The sequence below is a fragment of the Psychrobacter sp. I-STPA10 genome, assembly GCF_021012795.1.
GTDB lineage: Bacteria > Pseudomonadota > Gammaproteobacteria > Pseudomonadales > Moraxellaceae > Psychrobacter.
Genome location: NZ_VFYU01000016.1, coordinates 1 through 19,345, shown reverse-complemented (window position 1 = coordinate 19,345; position 19,345 = coordinate 1). Strand labels below are relative to the sequence as shown.

The 19,345-nt window shown below is 38.9% G+C and carries 20 protein-coding genes and 1 pseudogene; 18 read left to right on the top strand and 3 right to left on the bottom strand.

Annotation, left to right across the window (positions count from 1 at the left end):
- Positions 1-213 precede the first annotated feature (213 nt).
- From rsmG to FHK89_RS07880, 10 genes are all read left to right on the top strand, one after another.
- Entirely contained in the window at positions 214-864 is a 651-nt protein-coding gene (rsmG, locus tag FHK89_RS07925; protein WP_442966570.1) for a 16S rRNA (guanine(527)-N(7))-methyltransferase RsmG, read from the top strand.
- A 105-nt stretch (positions 865-969) separates the two neighbouring features.
- On the top strand, positions 970-1,722 hold the full coding sequence (locus FHK89_RS07920; RefSeq protein WP_230658863.1) for a ParA family protein: 753 nt from the start codon (positions 970-972) through the stop codon (positions 1,720-1,722).
- Positions 1,723-1,882: 160 nt separating this feature from the next.
- Entirely contained in the window at positions 1,883-2,947 is a 1,065-nt protein-coding gene (locus FHK89_RS07915; RefSeq protein ID WP_230658860.1) for a ParB/RepB/Spo0J family partition protein, read from the top strand.
- 79 nt (positions 2,948-3,026) lie between these two features.
- Entirely contained in the window at positions 3,027-3,731 is a 705-nt protein-coding gene (locus tag FHK89_RS07910; RefSeq protein WP_230658856.1) for a MotA/TolQ/ExbB proton channel family protein, read from the top strand.
- Between the two features lie 63 nt (positions 3,732-3,794).
- Positions 3,795-4,250 carry an ExbD/TolR family protein gene (locus tag FHK89_RS07905; protein ID WP_230658854.1) on the top strand — a complete coding sequence of 152 codons (456 nt, stop codon included), beginning with the start codon at positions 3,795-3,797 and terminating at the stop codon, positions 4,248-4,250.
- Between the two features lie 193 nt (positions 4,251-4,443).
- On the top strand, positions 4,444-6,228 hold the full coding sequence (gene msbA / locus FHK89_RS07900) for a lipid A export permease/ATP-binding protein MsbA (protein ID WP_230658852.1): 1,785 nt from the start codon (positions 4,444-4,446) through the stop codon (positions 6,226-6,228).
- Positions 6,229-6,284: 56 nt separating this feature from the next.
- Positions 6,285-7,403 carry a tetraacyldisaccharide 4'-kinase gene (gene lpxK, locus FHK89_RS07895; protein WP_230658850.1) on the top strand — a complete coding sequence of 373 codons (1,119 nt, stop codon included), beginning with the start codon at positions 6,285-6,287 and terminating at the stop codon, positions 7,401-7,403.
- Between the two features lie 98 nt (positions 7,404-7,501).
- On the top strand, positions 7,502-8,329 hold the full coding sequence (gene kdsB, locus FHK89_RS07890; RefSeq protein ID WP_230659032.1) for a 3-deoxy-manno-octulosonate cytidylyltransferase: 828 nt from the start codon (positions 7,502-7,504) through the stop codon (positions 8,327-8,329).
- Positions 8,330-8,343: 14 nt separating this feature from the next.
- Positions 8,344-9,531, top strand: a complete 1,188-nt coding sequence (locus FHK89_RS07885) for a DNA polymerase III subunit delta' (protein WP_230658848.1) — start codon at positions 8,344-8,346, stop codon at positions 9,529-9,531.
- A gap of 114 nt (positions 9,532-9,645) precedes the next feature.
- A complete protein-coding gene (locus tag FHK89_RS07880) occupies positions 9,646-9,996 on the top strand; it encodes a PilZ domain-containing protein (RefSeq protein ID WP_230658846.1) in 351 nt (116 codons plus the stop codon).
- A gap of 142 nt (positions 9,997-10,138) precedes the next feature.
- Here the strand turns inward: FHK89_RS07880 and FHK89_RS07875 are convergent, their stop codons facing one another.
- Positions 10,139-11,368 (bottom strand): L,D-transpeptidase family protein, encoded by a 1,230-nt coding sequence (locus FHK89_RS07875; RefSeq protein ID WP_230658843.1) that lies wholly within the window; start codon positions 11,366-11,368, stop codon positions 10,139-10,141.
- A gap of 457 nt (positions 11,369-11,825) precedes the next feature.
- On the opposite strand from FHK89_RS07875, the gene prmB reads away from it, so the two are divergent.
- Both prmB and aroC read left to right on the top strand, forming a co-directional pair.
- Positions 11,826-12,926, top strand: coding sequence for a 50S ribosomal protein L3 N(5)-glutamine methyltransferase (prmB, locus tag FHK89_RS07870; RefSeq protein ID WP_230659030.1), 1,101 nt, complete (start codon positions 11,826-11,828; stop codon positions 12,924-12,926).
- A gap of 81 nt (positions 12,927-13,007) precedes the next feature.
- Positions 13,008-14,111, top strand: coding sequence for a chorismate synthase (gene aroC / locus FHK89_RS07865; protein ID WP_230658841.1), 1,104 nt, complete (start codon positions 13,008-13,010; stop codon positions 14,109-14,111).
- Here aroC and FHK89_RS15000 read toward each other — a convergent pair.
- Positions 14,108-14,227 (bottom strand): annotated as a pseudogene (locus FHK89_RS15000) (IS5/IS1182 family transposase); the annotation flags it as partial. The gene aroC and the pseudogene FHK89_RS15000 sit on opposite strands and share 4 nt — an antisense overlap.
- A 430-nt stretch (positions 14,228-14,657) precedes the next feature.
- Here FHK89_RS15000 and FHK89_RS07860 point away from each other — a divergent pair.
- The 6 genes from FHK89_RS07860 (at position 14,658) to FHK89_RS07835 (ending at position 18,905) form a co-directional block, all read left to right on the top strand.
- Positions 14,658-14,978, top strand: a complete 321-nt coding sequence (locus FHK89_RS07860; protein ID WP_230658839.1) for a hypothetical protein — start codon at positions 14,658-14,660, stop codon at positions 14,976-14,978.
- 776 nt (positions 14,979-15,754) lie between these two features.
- A complete protein-coding gene (locus tag FHK89_RS07855) occupies positions 15,755-16,096 on the top strand; it encodes a hypothetical protein (RefSeq protein WP_230658837.1) in 342 nt (113 codons plus the stop codon).
- Positions 16,097-16,586: 490 nt separating this feature from the next.
- Positions 16,587-16,955, top strand: a complete 369-nt coding sequence (locus FHK89_RS07850) for a hypothetical protein (protein WP_230658835.1) — start codon at positions 16,587-16,589, stop codon at positions 16,953-16,955.
- Positions 16,952-17,398 carry a hypothetical protein gene (locus tag FHK89_RS07845; protein WP_230658833.1) on the top strand — a complete coding sequence of 149 codons (447 nt, stop codon included), beginning with the start codon at positions 16,952-16,954 and terminating at the stop codon, positions 17,396-17,398. The genes FHK89_RS07850 and FHK89_RS07845 overlap by 4 nt, the downstream gene beginning before the upstream one ends.
- 517 nt (positions 17,399-17,915) lie before the next feature.
- Positions 17,916-18,140, top strand: a complete 225-nt coding sequence (locus tag FHK89_RS07840; protein ID WP_230658830.1) for a hypothetical protein — start codon at positions 17,916-17,918, stop codon at positions 18,138-18,140.
- 183 nt (positions 18,141-18,323) lie between these two features.
- Positions 18,324-18,905 carry a hypothetical protein gene (locus FHK89_RS07835; protein ID WP_230658827.1) on the top strand — a complete coding sequence of 194 codons (582 nt, stop codon included), beginning with the start codon at positions 18,324-18,326 and terminating at the stop codon, positions 18,903-18,905.
- Between the two features lie 43 nt (positions 18,906-18,948).
- Here FHK89_RS07835 and FHK89_RS07830 read toward each other — a convergent pair.
- Positions 18,949-19,345: DDE-type integrase/transposase/recombinase (locus FHK89_RS07830; RefSeq protein WP_230658824.1), on the bottom strand; the 397-nt coding region annotated here is incomplete at its 5' end.

Here is a 19,345-nt window from a genome sequence, read left to right as displayed (position 1 = left end):
CATGTAAAAATTGGCTAAATTTGCCTTATTCTGCGTTAATGAACTTATCAATATCACGATATTGCCTGCGTTCATTGCCTTGACTAAGACAAATGTATCTCAATTTTTCCTATGAAGATGAATGTTCAACAGACCCTACTTTTCTTAGATTATTTTGTGTTTAGATAAACTTTTGCATATTATTGAAAATAATTCGATAGATGGCTCTATACTATGACATCCTATAAAATAATTGCACCGCAATTAGCAGAGTTTGATACCATGCTGTCACACGCATTATCAGATATTGGTTTGGAGCTAACAACTTTACAATGCCAAACCTTATTATTATATCTTGATAAATTATTACTATGGAATAAAGCGTATAATTTAACTGCTATTACTGTACCTAAAGAAGCGTTAATTAAGCATTTATTTGATTGTTTAGCCATTGTACCTTATTTAGCTAAGGGAACATTGCTAGATATTGGCACAGGTGCAGGATTGCCTGGCGTGGTGGTTGCGATTTGCCAACCAGATAGGCAGTGCACGGTGCTTGATAGTAATCAAAAAAAGATTCGCTTTATTAAGCAGATAAGCAGTGAGCTATCACTAGATAATGTGATACCGATTGCGAGCCGTATTGAAAACTTCTCCGGTCAGTTTGATGTGGTGACTTCTCGGGCATTTGCCAGTTTGCCAGATTTTGTGACAGCCGCTGCCCCCAAAAGCCATACAAATGGTGTGTTGCAAGCAATGAAAGGGCATGTACCAGATGCTACAGAATTAGATACATTGGTAGATAATTGGAATATAGATATTCAGGTGTTAAACGTACCTAGACTAGATGAAACTCGACATTTAATAGACTTACGTCTAAAGTAATCAAAAGCAGATAAGCAAAAAAAATAGCTAAAGTTAGTTTTATCTGTTGCCAAACACAAACCAGGTGTGTTTATTGTAAAACATTAACTAAAACAAAGAGTACTTATGGAAATTCTTGCCATTGCAAATCAAAAAGGTGGTGTGGGTAAAACCACGACGGCAGTGAATTTGGCTGCCAGTTTGGCAGCAAAAAAAAATCAAGTATTATTGATAGATCTTGATCCGCAGGGTAATGCAACCACAGGCACAGGTATCGAAAAGCGAGAATTGGCAGTGACCATGGCTGATATCCTACTTGATGGGGTTGATATTGAGCAAGCCATTGTTCAAAGTCCAGCAGGTTTTGCTGTGATCGGTGCCAATCGTGATATGTCTGGTATTGATATTAGCTTGATGGCGAAGACAGACAGTCATTTGCTCTTAAGACAGGCAATGCAGTCTTTGGCAGGTTATGATTATGTGATTATTGACTGTGCACCCAGTTTAAACTTGTTGACTGTGAATGCGATGGTTGCCACAGATGGGGTCATTATTCCAATGCAATGTGAATATTATGCCCTAGAAGGATTGGCAGATTTATCGCAAACCATTGAGCGGTTAAAAGAGCTGAATCCAAAACTGCATATACGTGGAGTGGTACGTACTTTATTTGATGCACGTAATACTTTGGCAAATGATGTGTCCGCTGAACTTGAAGCTCACTTTGGAGAGCTGATGTATGACACCATCATTCCACGCAACGTGCGTTTGGCAGAAGCACCTGCCCATGGCTTGCCTGTTATTGCTTATGAAAAATATTCTAAAGGTTCAAGAGCTTATCAAAAACTGGCAAATGAAGTGATGCAGCAAAGTCGATAGTTCAGCTTGGAGTTACCCCAAGTCTAGATTGCAAAATTATTTTATCAAGTGATACAGTGATTTTTTAGATGCAGTATGAAGCCGCTTGCTGTATATTGTAAAGGCAGACGGTTATTGAGTTTTAGTCAAATTTTATAAAATGTGGTAGAGGGTAGGTGTCATGGCAAAAAAAAGGGGGCTGGCTGCCAATAGGGGGCTTGATGCCTTATTGGGATCAATCAAAAAAGAAAAGCAGATTGCAGCTTCAGCACTTCGTGATGAAAGTGTCTCTAAAGAGGTGGCTGACTCAAATAAAGAGCATACCCATGCCAATACAACCAGCACGTCATCTCACCGAGCCAATACAAAAAAGACAGCCACTGCCAATAAATCCACCTCTAGTGTTAGCCGTTCATCAACTGATGAGCAGATGTCTTTGGTGCAAATTGCTGTAGAGCAGTTACAAGCAGGTAAGTATCAGCCGCGCCGAGATATGAGTGAGACGGCATTGGCAGAGTTGGCAGATTCCATTCGCCAACATGGGGTAATGCAGCCGATTGTTATCAGACCTTTATTGGCGAATGAAGACAAAACAGCAGAGCAGGTTACCCATGAAATCATTGCTGGCGAGCGGCGTTGGCGGGCAGCAAAAATGGCGGGTGAAACGGTTATTCCTGCCATTGAGCGTGCATTGTCCGATGAGCTTGCCATAGCATTGGCATTGATTGAAAACATACAACGTGAAGATTTAAGTGTCATAGAGCAGGCAGCAGCATTGCAACGTTTTCATACAGAGTTTGGTATGAGCCATGCCATGATTGCAGAGGTGGTTGGTAAAGCTCGCACGACAGTATCCAATCTATTGCGTTTGAATCAGTTGCATGAACAAGTCAAAGAGCATCTTGCTGATAAACACTTAGATATGGGGCATGCCCGTACTTTGTTGTCTTTATCACTTGAGCAGCAACCCATCATTGCCCAAAAAATTATTGATCAGCAAATGACAGTACGAGAAGCTGAAAAACTGGTTAAGTCCATTTTGCAACCAAGTAGTGCATCGATTAAATCTAGCCAAGCCGATGATCATGAAAAACAAGCGGTTGAACGGCGACTGTCTGAAATACTTGGGGCAGAAGTGAAACTCAAACAAAAAAAGAACGGCAAAGGTAGTGTAGAGATATTTTTTCACTCAGATGATGAGCTTGAACAATTACAAAAGCTATTGTCAGTGTCATATTCTTGTTAAGAATATGACACTAATGGTTAGTATGGAAGCATGAATAAATAGAGTTACTACTATTGTCGTTAACAAAAAAGGTATGTGTATGTGGGAGTTGATTAGAGCAGGTGGTTGGTTAATGGCACCAATTGTACTATGCTCAGTGTTGGCACTAATTATTATTATTGAGCGTAGCATGAAGCTACAATATGATCGTATCGTTCCCAAACGCTTACGTGAACAACTTATTAATAGGTTACGTGAAAATGGTGATATTAGTCGTACCCAATTGATGAATGTGAAAGAAAAGACACCATTGGGTGATATTCTTGCGACAGGACTTTTATATCGACAATATGGCTTGGATTCGATGACCATGCACATGCAAAACCGTGCCAGTGTACAAATTCATCAATTAGAAAAAAATATCAATATGCTGGGTACAATCGGTGCTATCTCACCTTTACTGGGATTGTTAGGGACAGTGCTTGGTATTATTGCTTCTTTTTTGGCGATTACTGATGGTGCTATGCAAGATCCTACTTTGCTTGCTGCTGGAGTATCACAAGCCTTAATTACCACTGCAGCGGGGATGATAGTGGCAATACCTGCTTTGGTGGCTTATCGTTTTTTTCAGCGACGTATCGTCGATATCAATGCTGAGTTTGAGACACAAGCAGGGCTTATGATACAAGAGATGTATGATTATCAACTGTTTCCTAAAGTTGTTAATGAATGTGGTGCAGGTCTGTCGTTAGCTACCACTGATTCTAGTACAGAGATTTCTTTGGATGAAGCTGATAAAAAGTAAGTAAAAACCATAAAAATAAAAACTATCATGTAACAACCATCCTGATAGAAATTTGAGGCATGTATGCGCTTTAGAAAACCAACTGTTGAGCCCCTTGAGATCAATTTGACCCCTATGATTGATTGTTTGTTGTTTTTGATTGTTTTTTTATTATTAGCAACCACCTTTAATCATTTTAGTCGCTTAAATATTGTCTTACCAGAGGCAGAAGGTGTTGAGGTGACTCAGCAAGATAAAAGCATTGAAGTATCGGTGCAAGAAGATGGTAGCTATGCAGTCAATGGTATTGCACTAGGCTCTGACAGTGAGGCTGAGCTAACGAATATGCTAAAGCAAGAAGCAGGAGATAATCGAGATATGGTATTTATCATTGCTGCCGATGGCAATGCAACGCATCAATCTGTTGTCCGTGTGATGGATGTGGCAGGTAAAATGGGTTTTGTGAATTTAAACATCAGTACCATTGTACCAGTTGCTAATAGCAGCATTGCTCCAGATGGTAGTATGTTAGCAGATTAAATGTTGATTCAATCAACCTACTGTAAAAACAATCAATAAAAATAAGTAGTAAGCAGTATTAGTAGCAGTGTTAGTATTTTGTCATATCGCTATATCATCATTACAAATCCTTTTTCTTTATATGAGGTTTTGAATATCTCTATGAGCAATCATTATAGAGATAAACTTATCAAGAACTTGATAAAGGTCTTCCATGTCTTCGTCTGAAAATTCGGTTCATACCGATCCTAAATTTTTTAAGAAAACCTTAACTTCACCTAGCCGCCGTCAAACCTTTATTAGATTATTAGGGTATTTGAAGCCATATTGGTGGGCATTGCTACTTACTGTTGTGGGCTTTGCCATTAATTCTGCGACAGAAGTGTGGATTGCCAAATTATTACAGTTTATCACCGATGCGATTAATCGGGGTGATCAATCAAAGCAAAATATATTTCCATTACTTATTATCTTATTATTTGTTACTCGTGGTTTAGGTAGCTTTTTGGGTAACTATTTTTCTGCGCTCATCTCACGTAACTTGGTGTATAAGCTACGTGTTGAGGTGTTTAATAAGTTGTTAAGATTGCCTAGCTCATTTTTTTTAGAAAATCCAGCGGGAATGATTTCATCAAAACTTATTTTTGATGTTGAGCAAGTAACAGCGGCTAGTACAGATTCGATGAAGACGTTGCTTCGTGATGGATTGACGGTTATTGCTCTGTTGGGTTATATGCTTTATAGCAATTGGCGATTAACTCTAATTTTATTTTTGGTACTGCCCCCCATTCTTGGATTGATACGTTTTGCCTCTAAGCGTTTTCTTGATTTGTCTAAGGGTATTCAAGAGACAATGAGTAGTGTCAGTCATATTACCAATGAGGTGGTGAGTGGTTACCATGTGGTAAAAAATTATGGTGGTCAAAAGTATGAGTCCAGACGTTTTGATGCTGCCTCAAAGAAAAACTTGCAACAAGGTATGAAGGTGGTGGTCACTAATAGTATTAATACGCCACTTATTCAGTTATTAATGGCAAGTGCAATGTGTGTGGTGGTGTGGCTTGCGCTGCGTCCAGAAGTGATTAGTAGTACCAGTGCGGGCGAGTTTATTGCTTATATTGGTGCGGCTGGATTATTGAGTAAACCAGTACGTTCATTGACAGATATTAATCAGCAATTACAAAGAGGGATTGCAGCAGGTGAGTCAATTTTTGCGTTATTGGATGAACCAGAAGAGCGTGATGAGGGTAAGCTTACGCCTTTATTACATGGCAATATTCGCTTTGAGCAAGTCGGACTGACTTATGCGGATGGTACAGTTGCTTTACAAGACTTTAGTTTGTCTGTGAATGCAGGTGAAACCATTGCATTGGTGGGACGTAGTGGCGCAGGGAAAACCTCATTGGTCAATTTATTGACTCGTACCTTATCACCGAGTGTGGGGCAAATTTATTTTGATGATCAGCCCATTGAGGCTATCTCACTTGAAGCATTGCGAGAGCAAATTGCTATGGTCAATCAGCAAGTGGTGTTGTTTAATGATACGGTTACCCATAATATTGCTTATGGATCTTTGGCAGACAAGTCTGAGACAGAGGTGGTTGCTGCTGCTAAGGCGGCATTTGCGCATGAATTTATTATGAAATTGCCAAATGGTTATCAAAGTGGCATTGGTGCAGAAGGGTTGCAGTTATCTGGTGGACAACGTCAGCGCTTATCGATTGCGCGTGCATTATTAAAAGATGCACCCATCTTAATCTTGGATGAGGCAACCAGTGCGCTAGATAATGAGTCTGAATATTATATCCAGCAAGCATTGGATAATGTGATGCAAAACCGTACCACCATTGTCATTGCTCACCGTCTGACAACCATTGAAGCTGCTGATAAGATTGTGGTACTTGATGGTGGGCGTATTCAAGAAGTTGGTAGCCATAAGGAATTAATCCAGTTGGGTGGACAATATGCCCAGATGTATGAGCGCAACTTTGCTGAATGAGTATAAGTCAAATAAACTTACAAAATACCATATAGGAAAGTTAGGAAAGTAATGAGATGAGCCAGCTAGAAACGTTATTTACGCAGGCGTGGCAAAAGCAGGCAACATGGCTTTGGTTATTATTACCGCTGAGTTGGCTGTATGCACTCATCTCGATGATACGGCGTTGGCTGTATCGGCAAGGTTGGTTAAAAAGTTACCGTGCTACCATACCTGTTATGGTTATTGGTAATATTAGTGTTGGCGGTAGTGGCAAAACACCATTGATTATCACTTTGGTAGAGTATTTACAGCAGCAAGGAGTGGCGGTGGGTGTCATTAGCCGAGGCTATAGTGGTGATGTTAGCCAAATGCCTGCGATAGTGACTCAAGAGAGCTTGCCAACTGTGGTGGGGGATGAACCATGTTTGATTGTCGCAAGTACAAGTGTGCCAATGGCAGTGTGTCCTAACCGTCAGCAAGCCATTGAGACTTTGCAACAACAATACCCTGATGTGCAGTTGATCATCGCTGATGATGGCTTGCAGCACTATGCTTTGCAGCGAGATATTGAATGGATTGTGGTAGATAGCGCACGTGGTTTTGGTAATCGGCAGTTGTTACCAACGGGCTTTTTACGTGAGTCTGTGGCTCGGTTAAAAACAGCGACAGTGATTTATCATATCCCTACTCAGCAAACCGTTGATAAAGTGATTAATGTAAATATTAAAAACTCAGCAGCAAGCCCGCCTAAGCAAATGTGGTTACAACCTGCATTGCCCCAAAAGCTAGTGGCAGCAAGTGAGGGTGGTCAGACAATACAACAGCCTGTGCAAGCCGAAGATGGTATGGAAGTAAAGCAGGATTGTGCGCCAAAACAAGGTGAGATGGTTTATGCAGTGACTGGTATTGGCTATCCTAAGCGATTTTTTAATACGCTACAGCAATTAGGCTATCAAGTCATTGAACGAGCGTTTGCTGATCACCATGATTTTTTAGCAGAAGATTTGTTAGGTTTGGATAAATATCCGATACTGGTAACCAGTAAAGATGCGGTTAAAATACAAGTGTTGGCGCGAAATAACCCACAAATTGCTGCATTACCAATTTGGGTTATCCCTGTTCGTGCTCAGCTAACAGATGCTTGTTATACCATACTAAAGCAACAGTTAAGTATCGTTAATATCAGATATTAATTTAGCTATTCTTATAAGTTACTCAATTAACGCATTATAGGTTTTTTATGTCTTTATCTTCTCAGTTATCCAAAACTACGTCCCGTAAAGTAGATCAAATGGAGCAAATAAAACAAAAGATACATGTGGTGATTCCTGCCCGTTATAAAAGTACTCGTTTACCAGGTAAGCCTTTGCTGCATATTCATGGGCAGCCGATGATTTTATGGGTAGCACAAAAAGCAAAAGCGGCGACATTTGCTGATGATTTATGTATTGCAACAGATAATGAGCGGATTGCGAAAGTCTGCCAAGATGCTGGTTATGATGTGGTGATGACCTCAGAAGATCATGCCTCAGGTACAGATAGATTAGCAGAGGTAGCAAGTATTAAAGGCTGGTCAGATACAGATATTGTGGTCAATATGCAAGGCGATGAGCCGTTAGTCCCGCCTGTGCTGCTAGAACAAGTATCTGAGCTGCTTAATGCTAATCCTGATTGTGTGATGGCAACACTGTGTGAGCCAATACTAAGCCATGATGAATTTATGCGCCCCTCAGTGGTTAAAGTGGTTTGTGACCACAATCAACATGCACTATATTTTAGTCGAGCGCCTATTCCTTGTGATAGAGAGCATGCGTTAGCACTTGCTAAGCATACGAAGCTTACCGATAATCAAGCGTTAACTGTACCTAAAAATGCTTATCGACATTTAGGCTTGTATGCTTATAAAGTAGGCTTGTTAAAGCAGTTTGTGACTTGGCAACAAGGTACGCTTGAGAATCTAGAATGCCTTGAGCAGCTACGTATTTTAGAAAATGGTGAACGCATTGCAGTAGCTCAAGCTGCGACCATATTGCCCGCAGGTGTCGATACGCAAGCAGATTTAGATCGTCTCAATGCCCTGCCGTTAAGCGAATTTATGATGACTGATGCTGTTGAATAAGGCATAGCTAATAAATGAACACCGTGGATTATCCGTTAGTCAACCATGAGATGGTCGCAAATTCTCCCTATTTTGCGCCATTATTGCCATGGCAACAGGAGCTGTGGCAGCGGTTAACGATGCGTGTTGATAGGCTGCCACACGGGTTGCTATTTGCTGGTATGGCAGGTATTGGTAAACATGCATTTGTATGGCGATTGATCGCATGGCTACTATGTCATAATCGAGGGCAACATGCAGAAGGTGCTTGTGGTTGCTGTGACAGTTGTTTGTGGTTGGCATCTGCTACCCATCCTGATTTGATTGTCCTGCCGCAAGAAAGTCAAATCATTGAAATAGAAGCACAAGACGCTGATGGTAAGGGACAGAAAAAAAACCTTAATCAATCTTCAAAATCGATGCATAAAAAAGTATCCAGCGCGGACAATACAGCCATTGGAAAAATCAAAGTAGATGATATTCGAGCTTTACAGCCGTTTGTCAATCAGGGCAGTCATGGACGGAGAATTTGTGTGATTGATTATGCTGATACCATGACAGTGGCAGCAGCAAATGCTTTGTTAAAGACATTAGAAGAGCCCAAAGCAGGGGTGTATTTAATCTTGATTAGTGATAGACCTGCCAAATTATTAGCAACCATCAAGAGTCGGGTGCAACAAATACCCATTACGCAGTTTTCAGCCAGTTGTGCACAAACGTTTTTAACTGAGCAAATTATCAAGCAGCAACAGATTCAGTCATCAAAGTCATCAGATAGGGTCGAGGGTGGTCAGCCAGAAGCTGCTAAGCAAATAGCCACTCAGTTATTAGCGATAGCCGATGGTGCGCCATTAAAAGCCTTAGCATTTTTTGATGCACCATGGTATGGATTACGTCAATTGTGGTTGATTACATGGCGAGCTTTGCAATATGGTAAACGCAGTAGTATTGCTGCCAGTGATTATTGGCAAACGCAGCTTGATTTGACGGACTTTCTTCAGTTAACCCAAGTGATGATCAATGATTTACAGCGGCTGAAATTAGGTATTGCGCCTAAGCAACAAGATATAGATTTTGAACAATTGACAGCATTGATGGATAAGCCATTTGAAAAATGGATACAACTGCAACACAATATAGATGATATGAAAATATCTATTGGACAAAATGTGCAGGAAAAATTGATATATGATGAACTGATGCAGCAATTAGCAACTATTTAAAACTGCTTTTTCATGTAGAGTCTTTTACTTAACCTGTGTGAGTGTTAATATTACGATGTTAAGTAGAATAAACTTTAAAATTGATTTATTAATTAGTGTATTAAGGATATTGTGATGGCTTTGCCCAGTGGACGTGGTGGTATTATTACCTGCCATATTGAAGATCTTGAAACTCTCTATGCCAGCTATTTACCCTTTGTTAATAATGGGGCTGTATTCATTCCTTCTAATCAACAATACCAACTTGGTGATGATGTGTTTGTTGCGGTGACTCTCCCTGGCTCTAGTGAGCGTATGCCACTAAATGGCAAAGTAGTTTGGGTTAATATTAAAGCACAAGCAAATCGCCCTGCTGGGTTTGCGGTACAGTTTGGTACAGATGCTCCTGGTATTCGTATGAAAAATGAAATGGAACGTTTGTTAGCGGGTAAGGCAGACTCTGCACTGGGTACTTATACTATGTAGTTATTGCTAGACTTTGAGCTTTGTATCGGCTTTATATTAGAATTTATATTTATAAGTTTATAAGCACAAAAAAATCACCCAAATGATAGGGTGATTTTTTATTGAATACATGAGAGTATTGGGTTTAAGTTAAGTGGTTGGCTTATTTAAGCTCCACAGTTGCTCCTTGTTCGATATTGGCATATACCTCTAGTACATCCCAGTTGGTTAAACGGATACAACCATGTGAGGCTTGACGGCTAATTCCTTCTGGTTTTGGTGAACCATGTAAACCATACGATGGTTTAGATAGTCCCATCCAGACCACACCGACAGGGTTATTTGGTCCTGGTGGAAGCATATAGACTTGTTTGTCAGCATCACTACCTACCGTGGCTTTATACCATGGCATTTTTACTTTATTGACAATTTTGTAAGTACCATGAGGTGATGGCGTTGTGCTACTACCAACCGTGGTTGGATAGGTAGCAACCAGTTTATTACCATTATAGGCATACAGTGTTTTGGCTTCTTTATCAGCAACTACTCGGTTGATTCTCTCTTTTAGAGGTGCACCCACATTGAGTACAGTAATTGTTTCACCTGCTTTAAATGATTTGTTTTTATTGAGCTTTTCTAGATAACGTACATCCATGTGGAAACGCTCACCCAGCATTTCAACGATATTTTGATAATACAGTCCCTTCATTTTTGATTTGGCTGCTGCACCAGCAGGTGTTGCGGCAAAGTTAGTGTTCACATCATCTTTAGTCAGGGTATACTCTACCAAAACAGGCTGACTCATGTCGATATTTCTAGTTAAGGCATCCCATGTTTGCTGATTCATTTTGCCCGTTTGTTTCAGTCCGTGCATGGCTTGGAAGTTTGTCAAAGCTTTTTTACTGTTCATACCCCAACCGCCATCAATTGGTCCAGGTGAAGCATGATTCCAATCTAGTAAAGCCTGTAGCTTTACGGTCATCGCTGAGTTTACTTTCATGTTTGGCGACCACTGTGACTCATTGACCTGTTTGGCATAGTTAGAGAGGTTGAGTGTGGTATAAACTTTACCATTTCTAGTTTCTACTTTGTTATTTTCGATACTATCAATAGAAGATTGGTCATCGCTGTTACTGCCAGCATCAACGGCTTGTCCTGAGTTAATATCATCCGTTCTATCGTCAGCACTATCATTATCAAGGGTCGCTTCAGCAACTTGTGCTTCTGCGTAAGCTATTGCAGAATCATCAGCGTCTGCATCATCGTGACTGGAAATGGTACGTTCAGAATTAATGATTAGGGTAGATATGTCATCAATATGCTGCACAGGCAGAGGGCGAGAAGTCGTATTGGGTGCAGCAGATACTGTCATACTGATGGTTGTTAGGCTCATACAGCATAGTATTGTGCAGATGTGACTTGAAAGGATGTTTGGTTTTAGCATAATTTGTCATCACTATTGTGAAAATAATAGTGCTATTATGCTTATAAATAGTCAAACTGGCAAATTTTTACGATAAAATATACGGATTATATTGCTAAAAGCGAAAGTTAGTAGGATTGTGGTAACAATTTGCATCAAAATCCATAGTAGATAGTGGTATTGGTCTGGGTGATTTTTAGTTAGTGTTTGACTAATTTGTCACGGATTGTCAGTATTTTATATTTCACCTTCTATTTAAAATGATGTAGTTTTACTGTGTATGCTGTTTGATATATTGATATACCCCCTATTATTCCCCTTTTAAGGAGTTATGATGTCACAACCAAATCTATCTGCCGATATGCCTAAATCAGCAGTGAATGAGAGACAAGAAATGGTATCCGATGCTTTTTTAGCGACTGACTTTATGGACGATGAAGCAGCAGATATGAGTATGACATTAGAGCAGATGCGAGTAAGTTTTAATGAAGCCATGCAAAGTTTATTTAGCATTCGTGATATGATTCGTTTTGCTGTGACTCAATTGCGTAGCCATGATGTGGTGGTAGCACAAGGGACGACAGATGAGTTTGCTGAAGCGGCGGCAATTGTGCTGCATTCATTATCACTAGATTGGGCTGTCGATGAGCAAATATTAGATTGTCGTCTGACCAATTCGGAAAAAGCAGATATTTTGACTTTGCTACAAGACCGTATTGTGCAGCGTTGTCCGCTCAGTTATTTGATTAATTTGGCATATTTTTGTGATTTGCCTTTTTATGTTGATGAGCGCGTATTAATCCCACGCTCACCGATTGCTGAGCTGATTCGTCAGCAGCTTTATCCTTATTATGATATTAATGAGCTGGCACGTCCCATTGGTAGTGGCAATCAGCAACAAAAAAAAGCAGAAGATGCAAAGTCCTTATTTTTTAATCATGGGTTAGAAGCTAAGCAGTTGGCTCAGCCTGAGCGTATTTTGGATTTGTGTACAGGCTCAGGTTGTATTGCCATTGCGCTGGCAACCCGATTTGTTGATGCTGCGGTTGATGCCACCGATCTGGATAAGGCGGCACTTGAAGTAGCGGCAGTGAATGTTGAGCATCATGGGCTTGGACATCAAGTTAATTTAATTGAGTCTGATTTGTTTGCTAAGCTACCTGCTGAGCATCAATATGATTTGATTGTCACCAACCCACCCTATGTCGATGCAGCCACCATGGCAGATCTGCCACAGGAGTTTTTGTATGAGCCTGATCACGCACTGGCGGCAGGGCAAGATGGTCTGGATTTGGTACATCGTATTTTGCATGATGCACCTGATTACTTAAATCAAAAAGATGGACTGCTTATTTGTGAAGTGGGCGATAGCGAATGGGCACTGCGTCAAGCATATCCTGATATTGTCTTTAATTGGTTGCAATTTGCATGGGGTGGTACGGGCATCTTTGCGATGGATTATGAGGATTTAATGAACCATCGTCATTTATTTGCTGCACAAGTAGCACGGCTAGATGATATAAATTAGTATTTTAAATTTAGGTTTAGTTTTTAAGACTGAGTGTTTAAGGTTGAGTTTTTTTGATAGGTTTTGAAATAGGGATATGGCATGGCAGGAAATAGTATTGGACAAGTTTTTCGGGTAACTACTTGTGGCGAGTCTCATGGTGTTGGCTTATTGGCAATTGTTGATGGTGTGCCACCATCGCTTGAGCTTAGCGTAGCAGACTTGCAAGTTGATTTAGACAGACGTAAACCAGGAACGTCTAAATATGCCACCCAACGACGTGAGCCTGATGAGGTTGAAATCATCTCAGGCGTATTTGAGGGCAAGACAACGGGTACTTCTATTGGTCTGTTGATCCGTAATACCAATCAAAAATCCAAAGATTACAGTGAGATTAAACAAACCTTTCGTCCTGGGCATGCAGACTATACTTATAGTATGAAATATGGTTTTCGTGATTATCGAGGTGGGGGACGCTCTTCTGCACGTGAAACTGCGATGCGAGTAGCAGCAGGGGCAATTGCCAAAAAATACCTCAAAGATCGCTTAGGTATTCAAATACATGGTCATGTCACTCAAATTGGCACTGAGGTCGCTCAGCCTATGGCAACTACTGATATTGATTGGGATTTTGTCAATAGTAATCCGTTTTTTTGTGCCGATACCGATGCCATTGCAAAGTTTGAAGCATTGATTGATAGTTTGCGCCGTGAAGGTACAAGCTGCGGTGCAAAGCTTGAGGTAATAGCAACAGGTGTGCCAGTGGGATTGGGTGAGCCTGTGTTTGATCGCCTTGATGCTGATATTGCCCATGCCATGATGAGCATTAATGCAGTTAAAGGGGTGGAAATTGGTGATGGTATGGCGGTGGCAGGGCAGTTTGGACATACTTCTCGTGATGAGCTGACACCTGATGGCTTTACTGCCAATCATGCGGGTGGTATTTTAGGTGGCATTTCTTCTGGACAAGATATTAAGGTTAGTATTGCTCTTAAGCCAACCTCTAGTATTACCACGGCGGGCAGGAGTATCAATACGCAAGGTGAGCCTATTGAAATGCTGACCAAAGGGCGGCATGACCCTTGTGTGGGGGTGCGTGCCACGCCCATTGCTGAGGCAATGCTTGCCATTGTTTTACTTGATCATTATTTGCGTCATCGTGGGCAAAATGCTGATGTGCAGCCGCCATTGACTGCAATTGATTAAAAAAGTTTCTTAGGTAATTCAAATTTACCAGAATCTATACAAATGTCTTCTACTTTATGAATAGTTCGATTGGCAGAATATTCATGAATACCAAAGTCTATGCTGATGTGATAAAGCGTTCGATATTCTTGTCAGTACGTAAGCGCTAATAATATTGGTTCTTTAAGGCTAAGTTGGCTCGGTCTAGCTGATTTAGTCTTCATGCTGTCACATAGCTTCTCGCATTTCATAAATGGCTGCTTTATGAATTCCTGTATAGCATTTAAAGCCTACTTCACTTTGTCTGAGTAGTGTATCTATGTCTGGCATGGTTTCCTATTTGGTCTGAATAAAAATGTTATTTTCAACCCCTATTTTACTTTTGTCAGAGGTCTAATACGGCGTTAGATTTTCTTGCAGTATTATTTATATGGCTTTGTCTATCTGCTTTGTGTCAATTTTATTCTGCTTAGCCTATACCAATAATTTTTTTATTAGCTATTTGGTTTATCAAATTGCGTTGTTGTTTTAGATATTTATTAGATGATTTAGTATTGGAATACGACCATGTTTTTTAGAAAAGATTATTTAAAGCAGTGGTTTTTAGATAATATAGCATCATTATTTGATAGAAATATGGAAATAAAATATATTGACGGATATGATGAGAGCTTTGGTGAACTAATAGGATTTCAATTTAATAATGATGAGTTTGGCGGTTATATATATTTTTGGAGTAATGGACTCTCAAGTTACCACTTAGTGAATTACTTTGTAGGAGATGAAGTTGTTTCGGAGAAAATAGTTAATATATCAAATGCTGAAAGTATGTTTGAAATAAAGAGTGATTTTGAAGGTGTATTCTTAAAAAAGATATTTAAAAGATAGTCAATACCTGTAATAATATAAATTATTTTTTAATTTAAATGCATATTATGGTTGGATAACAACAAAGTCGGTGTAATAAAATTATAGTATATACAAAATATTATCGTTAGATTGTGATAAATAAAATATTGTAAATAATAATAAAAATTAGATAACTGCAGTCTGCTAGACTAGCTTCATAAGCTCATAATGCTTCGGCAGTTAATGATAGTAACCGAGATAAATTTGAGCTTGTATTCTGTGGAACTCGCCATACAACAAAAAACCATATATTCGATGATACTGGTTCTATAATGAGTGACGCATCTCGTAATGCTTATATAGAAAGTGAATATAATTTAGCAACTGCTTTGGCTGCGGTTCAGAAAAGAGTCTTAGAATTATTAGCCATATAGGGCTCACCCTATAAGCTAGCAATTGCACAAAGCACTAAGGGCTCAGAATTTGAGGAATCCGCCGAGAAGTAGATTTTCAGTAACTACGAATCTTAATACTACAATAAGTTTCGCTAAAGGAGGTAGCCTATTTGCACAATAGGTTCCTAAGGATCAAATGTATTATGCTCCGATAAACAACTCTACTGGTACTGTTTAGCTCATATTTTGGGTGTAGCTTGTGATATTCAGTAACTTATTTAACTATCTACGAATTTGATGAATGGGAGTATCTAATTTCTGGAATTGTAACAGGGGCTGAAGTACTAAAACTGACTGGTAAGGGAGGAAAAATGGTTTATTAAACCCAGATAAAAATTTGATATATTCATGGAGGATTCTTTGACTACTTTAAGGTTTTCAATTCCAACTGACATAGTATTGCTTATGGAAAAATTTTCTGTAGATTTTGAAAAATACTCATCAACTACTCTAAGACCAAAACAGGCTTTAGGTATATATGAAAATAGGTATACTATTGAAGTTGAAGTCACTCAAGATCAACCTTGGAATAGGGATTATTACATCGATTTATTAACTAAATTACGAGATATTAATAATAATGATAGCGTAAACATTTATGGCTTTAATGGACTTCGAGATTTTACAGCTGTAGTTTTTACTGATTCAAACTTTAATTACCTCGGTGTCCTCTTTAGTAAAAATCCAAATGTAGATATTTAGGTAGTATTCTAAAAAGTATGTTGTTATCAAACATAGCTGCGATTAATTGGATAACTATGAATTACTACAAAAGATGGTTGAAATGGTTTGCATTATCATTTTCTTTAGAGCCTAAAGAATTATCCTTACTTTTTCCTAGAAATAGTTATATGCCATTTGAGATGGTAGATAATTAAGAAATGATTTCCGATATTAATTTATAAGGTTTAAAAAATTATTTAACATTAAAACATTTTTCTGAATATAAACTATCTCATGATTATTTATACAGTTTGATATGTTCAGAAAATCGCAAAGATAAATGATACGATAATAATTTCTTATATTCTAACGATTGGTTGAAATTATATCAGCTATCGAAAGATTTTAAAATTTATATGAATCGGAATGATGAAGATCTAGATTCACTTTATGATAATATTATATATTTAGATTGAATACATAAAAAATGTAACCTAGTTATTTTTTCCATCTTATAGGTGGACGGGTATTGCGACGCCCGAAAAATATATTTGAAAAACTCTCCCACTTTAGGGGGGGATTAGTTGCTGCTGCATCACAAAGAACTGGTATTGAAGCTAAAACATATAATGCTGCTGGTGTGTATCAATTAACAAACTTTGGTTCAAATGACAAAGGAGATAGTAATATAGATAACTATTATATTAGAGGTGAAATACTAAGTTTTTCACAAAATGGAGCAGGACTAGGTTGGTTAATGCCTAACTCTATAGGACGGCAACATGCTTTAGAACCAGCTGAACCATTCCCAACAAGTTTTGGTTATCAAAATTTGTCTTATAGAGTTGAATTACATTCTATGAGGTCAGTTAAAAAATCTATGGGGCTAAAACAATGATTAAATATATAGTAGGTATCGGTATTTTATTATTTTTAGTATTAATCTCACTCGCTTTCATTTTCCCTGGCTCTGTCCATTATGAGATTGATTTTACTTTGAAAAATGCGAGACCAAATTATGAAAGCATTAGGATTGACTTAAAGAGATTTGTAGAAAAGGATGGCTTTAATTGTGATAATCCGGATTTTAATATTACTCGTGAGACTCCAGAAAAAAATTTGAGAATGGTGTGTTTTGGTGATAAAGGAGAGTTAGGTATTGAGGTTATGTCAAAAGATATTTTAATTAGATACTATACTTCAGAGACTTATCCAATGTTTTATATGGTGACGGGATATGAGCCTAAGCAATATTTTGTCGATACAAAGGAAAGTCTTAAGGTTTTTATCAGAAAATATAGTGATAAATTTAATATTATTGAAAATGAGATTGTTAAATAAATGGTGAATAGTTTGGGTTTAAAAAATAGGCTTATATTAAACAGAATTTTTGACTTATTTTTTTAATGATTAATTTTATTAACATTGCAATCAAAGTGAAAAATTTGATAGTAGAGAAAAATTATACTTGAATTAAACAAGCGTAGCCTGGGTATTCTGCCCAGCTATTTAACAGCTACCACACTTACTTTTACTTCTAAAGACACATCTGCCTTTGGTTTCCTTTCCATCACTACAGAGTAATTGGACAGACAAATCCCTGCTTTACATGTGCCATAAAGGTAACAGCAGCATCCCTCTATCTTAGTGTATACCTCCGTACCACAGGCAGCTTAGAAAATAGAATCTATGCTCACTACACAGCCTTAGTCAAAGAGCGCAGTCATGGCATCCTAAGCTACCGCCCTAACAAAATTAAAATAGACTTAGGTTATCATAGCAATACAGAAGACCCAAGAGGCATTGATTCTGAAGGACAACAATACTTCTATCATCTGAGCGAGGAAAAAGTGAGTGTGTGTGGCACACTCACCCGAGCGCAAGGGGAGAGCTATGCTCGAGTAATCATATCGGTAGCTCAAGCTATTTGACTAATGCAAATGTTGAGGTACATGAGTTCTTTGCTTATTTCCCAAGTGTGAGCGAGGAAAAGCAACCGTTTGGGGAACGGTTGCCCGAAGCGCAAGGCGCAGGGCTATGCCCGAGCAACATGGGTAGACCAATCAGGGGCATTTGGTACTGATTATAAGTTTACTGGTAAGGAGCTGGATAAAGAGACAGGCTTATACTACTTCGGTGCTAGATATTATGTGAGGAGGGATAAAGCGAGTGTCTGGGAGACAGTCGCCCCGACGCAAGGGGAGAGCTATGCTCGAGTGAAAGAACGCAGGTTTGGCAGAGTCCTGATCCTATCCTAGGCAGTTATTTGGATGGCGAGCGGGGTATGGGAGGAGTTTATAATCCGCCTAACCTGAACCTGTATGCATATACGCATAATAATCCTGTTAATTTGGTTGATCCAGACGGAAACTCTAGAAGACCGCCAAATCGAATTGGCAATTCTCCCTCATCGAACTCTATAGTGCACAGTGCTCGAGTTCAAGGAATACAAAATAGGATAAGAAGATATGATCCAAACTATACCTATTCAAATGTTTCACCGATAAATGGACCTAGATATACTCATCGTGATGTGACATTTATAGAAAGAGATTTAAAGAGATACCAAAGGGAAATAGGCAATAGAATAAGCTATAATTTGAACCCTGGAGGGTTAAATACCATTAACTATTACCGAAACTCTTTAAATATTGGACGGACTAAAAATATCGCCTATGCTAATGTAAGAATCGGTGGAGCTAGAGGTACCTATGTAGCAGCCAGCGGAGAACATCAACATCCTGGTACTATACCAAACCCAGTAAATAGGAGGTTCGGAACCTTTCCTACAAACCCAAATAGTAAAAATACAAGGCGCTTTGATTCAGAAGTGAAACTATTAGAATGACCCCTGCTGTCAAATCCGTAGACCTCAACTTGGGAGATTTTAATTAAGCGGCTTGACGATAATAATCAAACGAAACCTGTCTAGGCGACCTCATAGCCAAACCCTTTTGAATCCTAGTTTGGTTGTATTCTAGCTCAATGTATTTAACGATATTATCAACTGCTTCAAGTCTTGTTTGATAATGATGGTGATAGACGAGTTCGTTCTTTAACACCCCCCAGAAGCTTTCAATAGGGGCGTTATCGAAACAATTGCCTTTTCTGCTCATAGAACCTTTAAATCCATGTTTAGCAATGATATGACGATAATCATAACTACAGTACTGACTGCCTCGGTCTGAATGTACAAGTAAGCCTTTACTGGGCTTTTTGTTTCTAATTGCCATATTCAATGCACGACAGACTAACTCTTTTGTCATACATTTATTTAACGCATAGCCA

What these genes read in the sequence shown, in the direction of transcription:
- prmB (WP_230659030.1), top strand. Translation starts at nt 11,826, where the DNA reads ATGGACGATGAAGCAGCAGATATGAGTATGACATTAGAGCAGATGCGA.
- FHK89_RS07915 (WP_230658860.1), top strand. Translation starts at nt 1,883, where the DNA reads ATGGCAAAAAAAAGGGGGCTGGCTGCCAATAGGGGGCTTGATGCCTTA.
- FHK89_RS07920 (WP_230658863.1), top strand. Translation starts at nt 970, where the DNA reads ATGGAAATTCTTGCCATTGCAAATCAAAAAGGTGGTGTGGGTAAAACC.
- FHK89_RS07860 (WP_230658839.1), top strand. Translation starts at nt 14,658, where the DNA reads ATGTTTTTTAGAAAAGATTATTTAAAGCAGTGGTTTTTAGATAATATA.
- FHK89_RS07880 (WP_230658846.1), top strand. Translation starts at nt 9,646, where the DNA reads ATGGCTTTGCCCAGTGGACGTGGTGGTATTATTACCTGCCATATTGAA.
- FHK89_RS07875 (WP_230658843.1), bottom strand. Translation starts at nt 11,368, where the DNA reads ATGAGCCTAACAACCATCAGTATGACAGTATCTGCTGCACCCAATACG.
- lpxK (WP_230658850.1), top strand. Translation starts at nt 6,285, where the DNA reads ATGAGCCAGCTAGAAACGTTATTTACGCAGGCGTGGCAAAAGCAGGCA.
- aroC (WP_230658841.1), top strand. Translation starts at nt 13,008, where the DNA reads ATGGCAGGAAATAGTATTGGACAAGTTTTTCGGGTAACTACTTGTGGC.
- msbA (WP_230658852.1), top strand. Translation starts at nt 4,444, where the DNA reads ATGTCTTCGTCTGAAAATTCGGTTCATACCGATCCTAAATTTTTTAAG.
- FHK89_RS07845 (WP_230658833.1), top strand. Translation starts at nt 16,952, where the DNA reads ATGATTAAATATATAGTAGGTATCGGTATTTTATTATTTTTAGTATTA.
- kdsB (WP_230659032.1), top strand. Translation starts at nt 7,502, where the DNA reads ATGGAGCAAATAAAACAAAAGATACATGTGGTGATTCCTGCCCGTTAT.
- rsmG (WP_442966570.1), top strand. Translation starts at nt 214, where the DNA reads ATGACATCCTATAAAATAATTGCACCGCAATTAGCAGAGTTTGATACC.
- FHK89_RS07910 (WP_230658856.1), top strand. Translation starts at nt 3,027, where the DNA reads ATGTGGGAGTTGATTAGAGCAGGTGGTTGGTTAATGGCACCAATTGTA.
- FHK89_RS07905 (WP_230658854.1), top strand. Translation starts at nt 3,795, where the DNA reads ATGCGCTTTAGAAAACCAACTGTTGAGCCCCTTGAGATCAATTTGACC.
- FHK89_RS07885 (WP_230658848.1), top strand. Translation starts at nt 8,344, where the DNA reads ATGAACACCGTGGATTATCCGTTAGTCAACCATGAGATGGTCGCAAAT.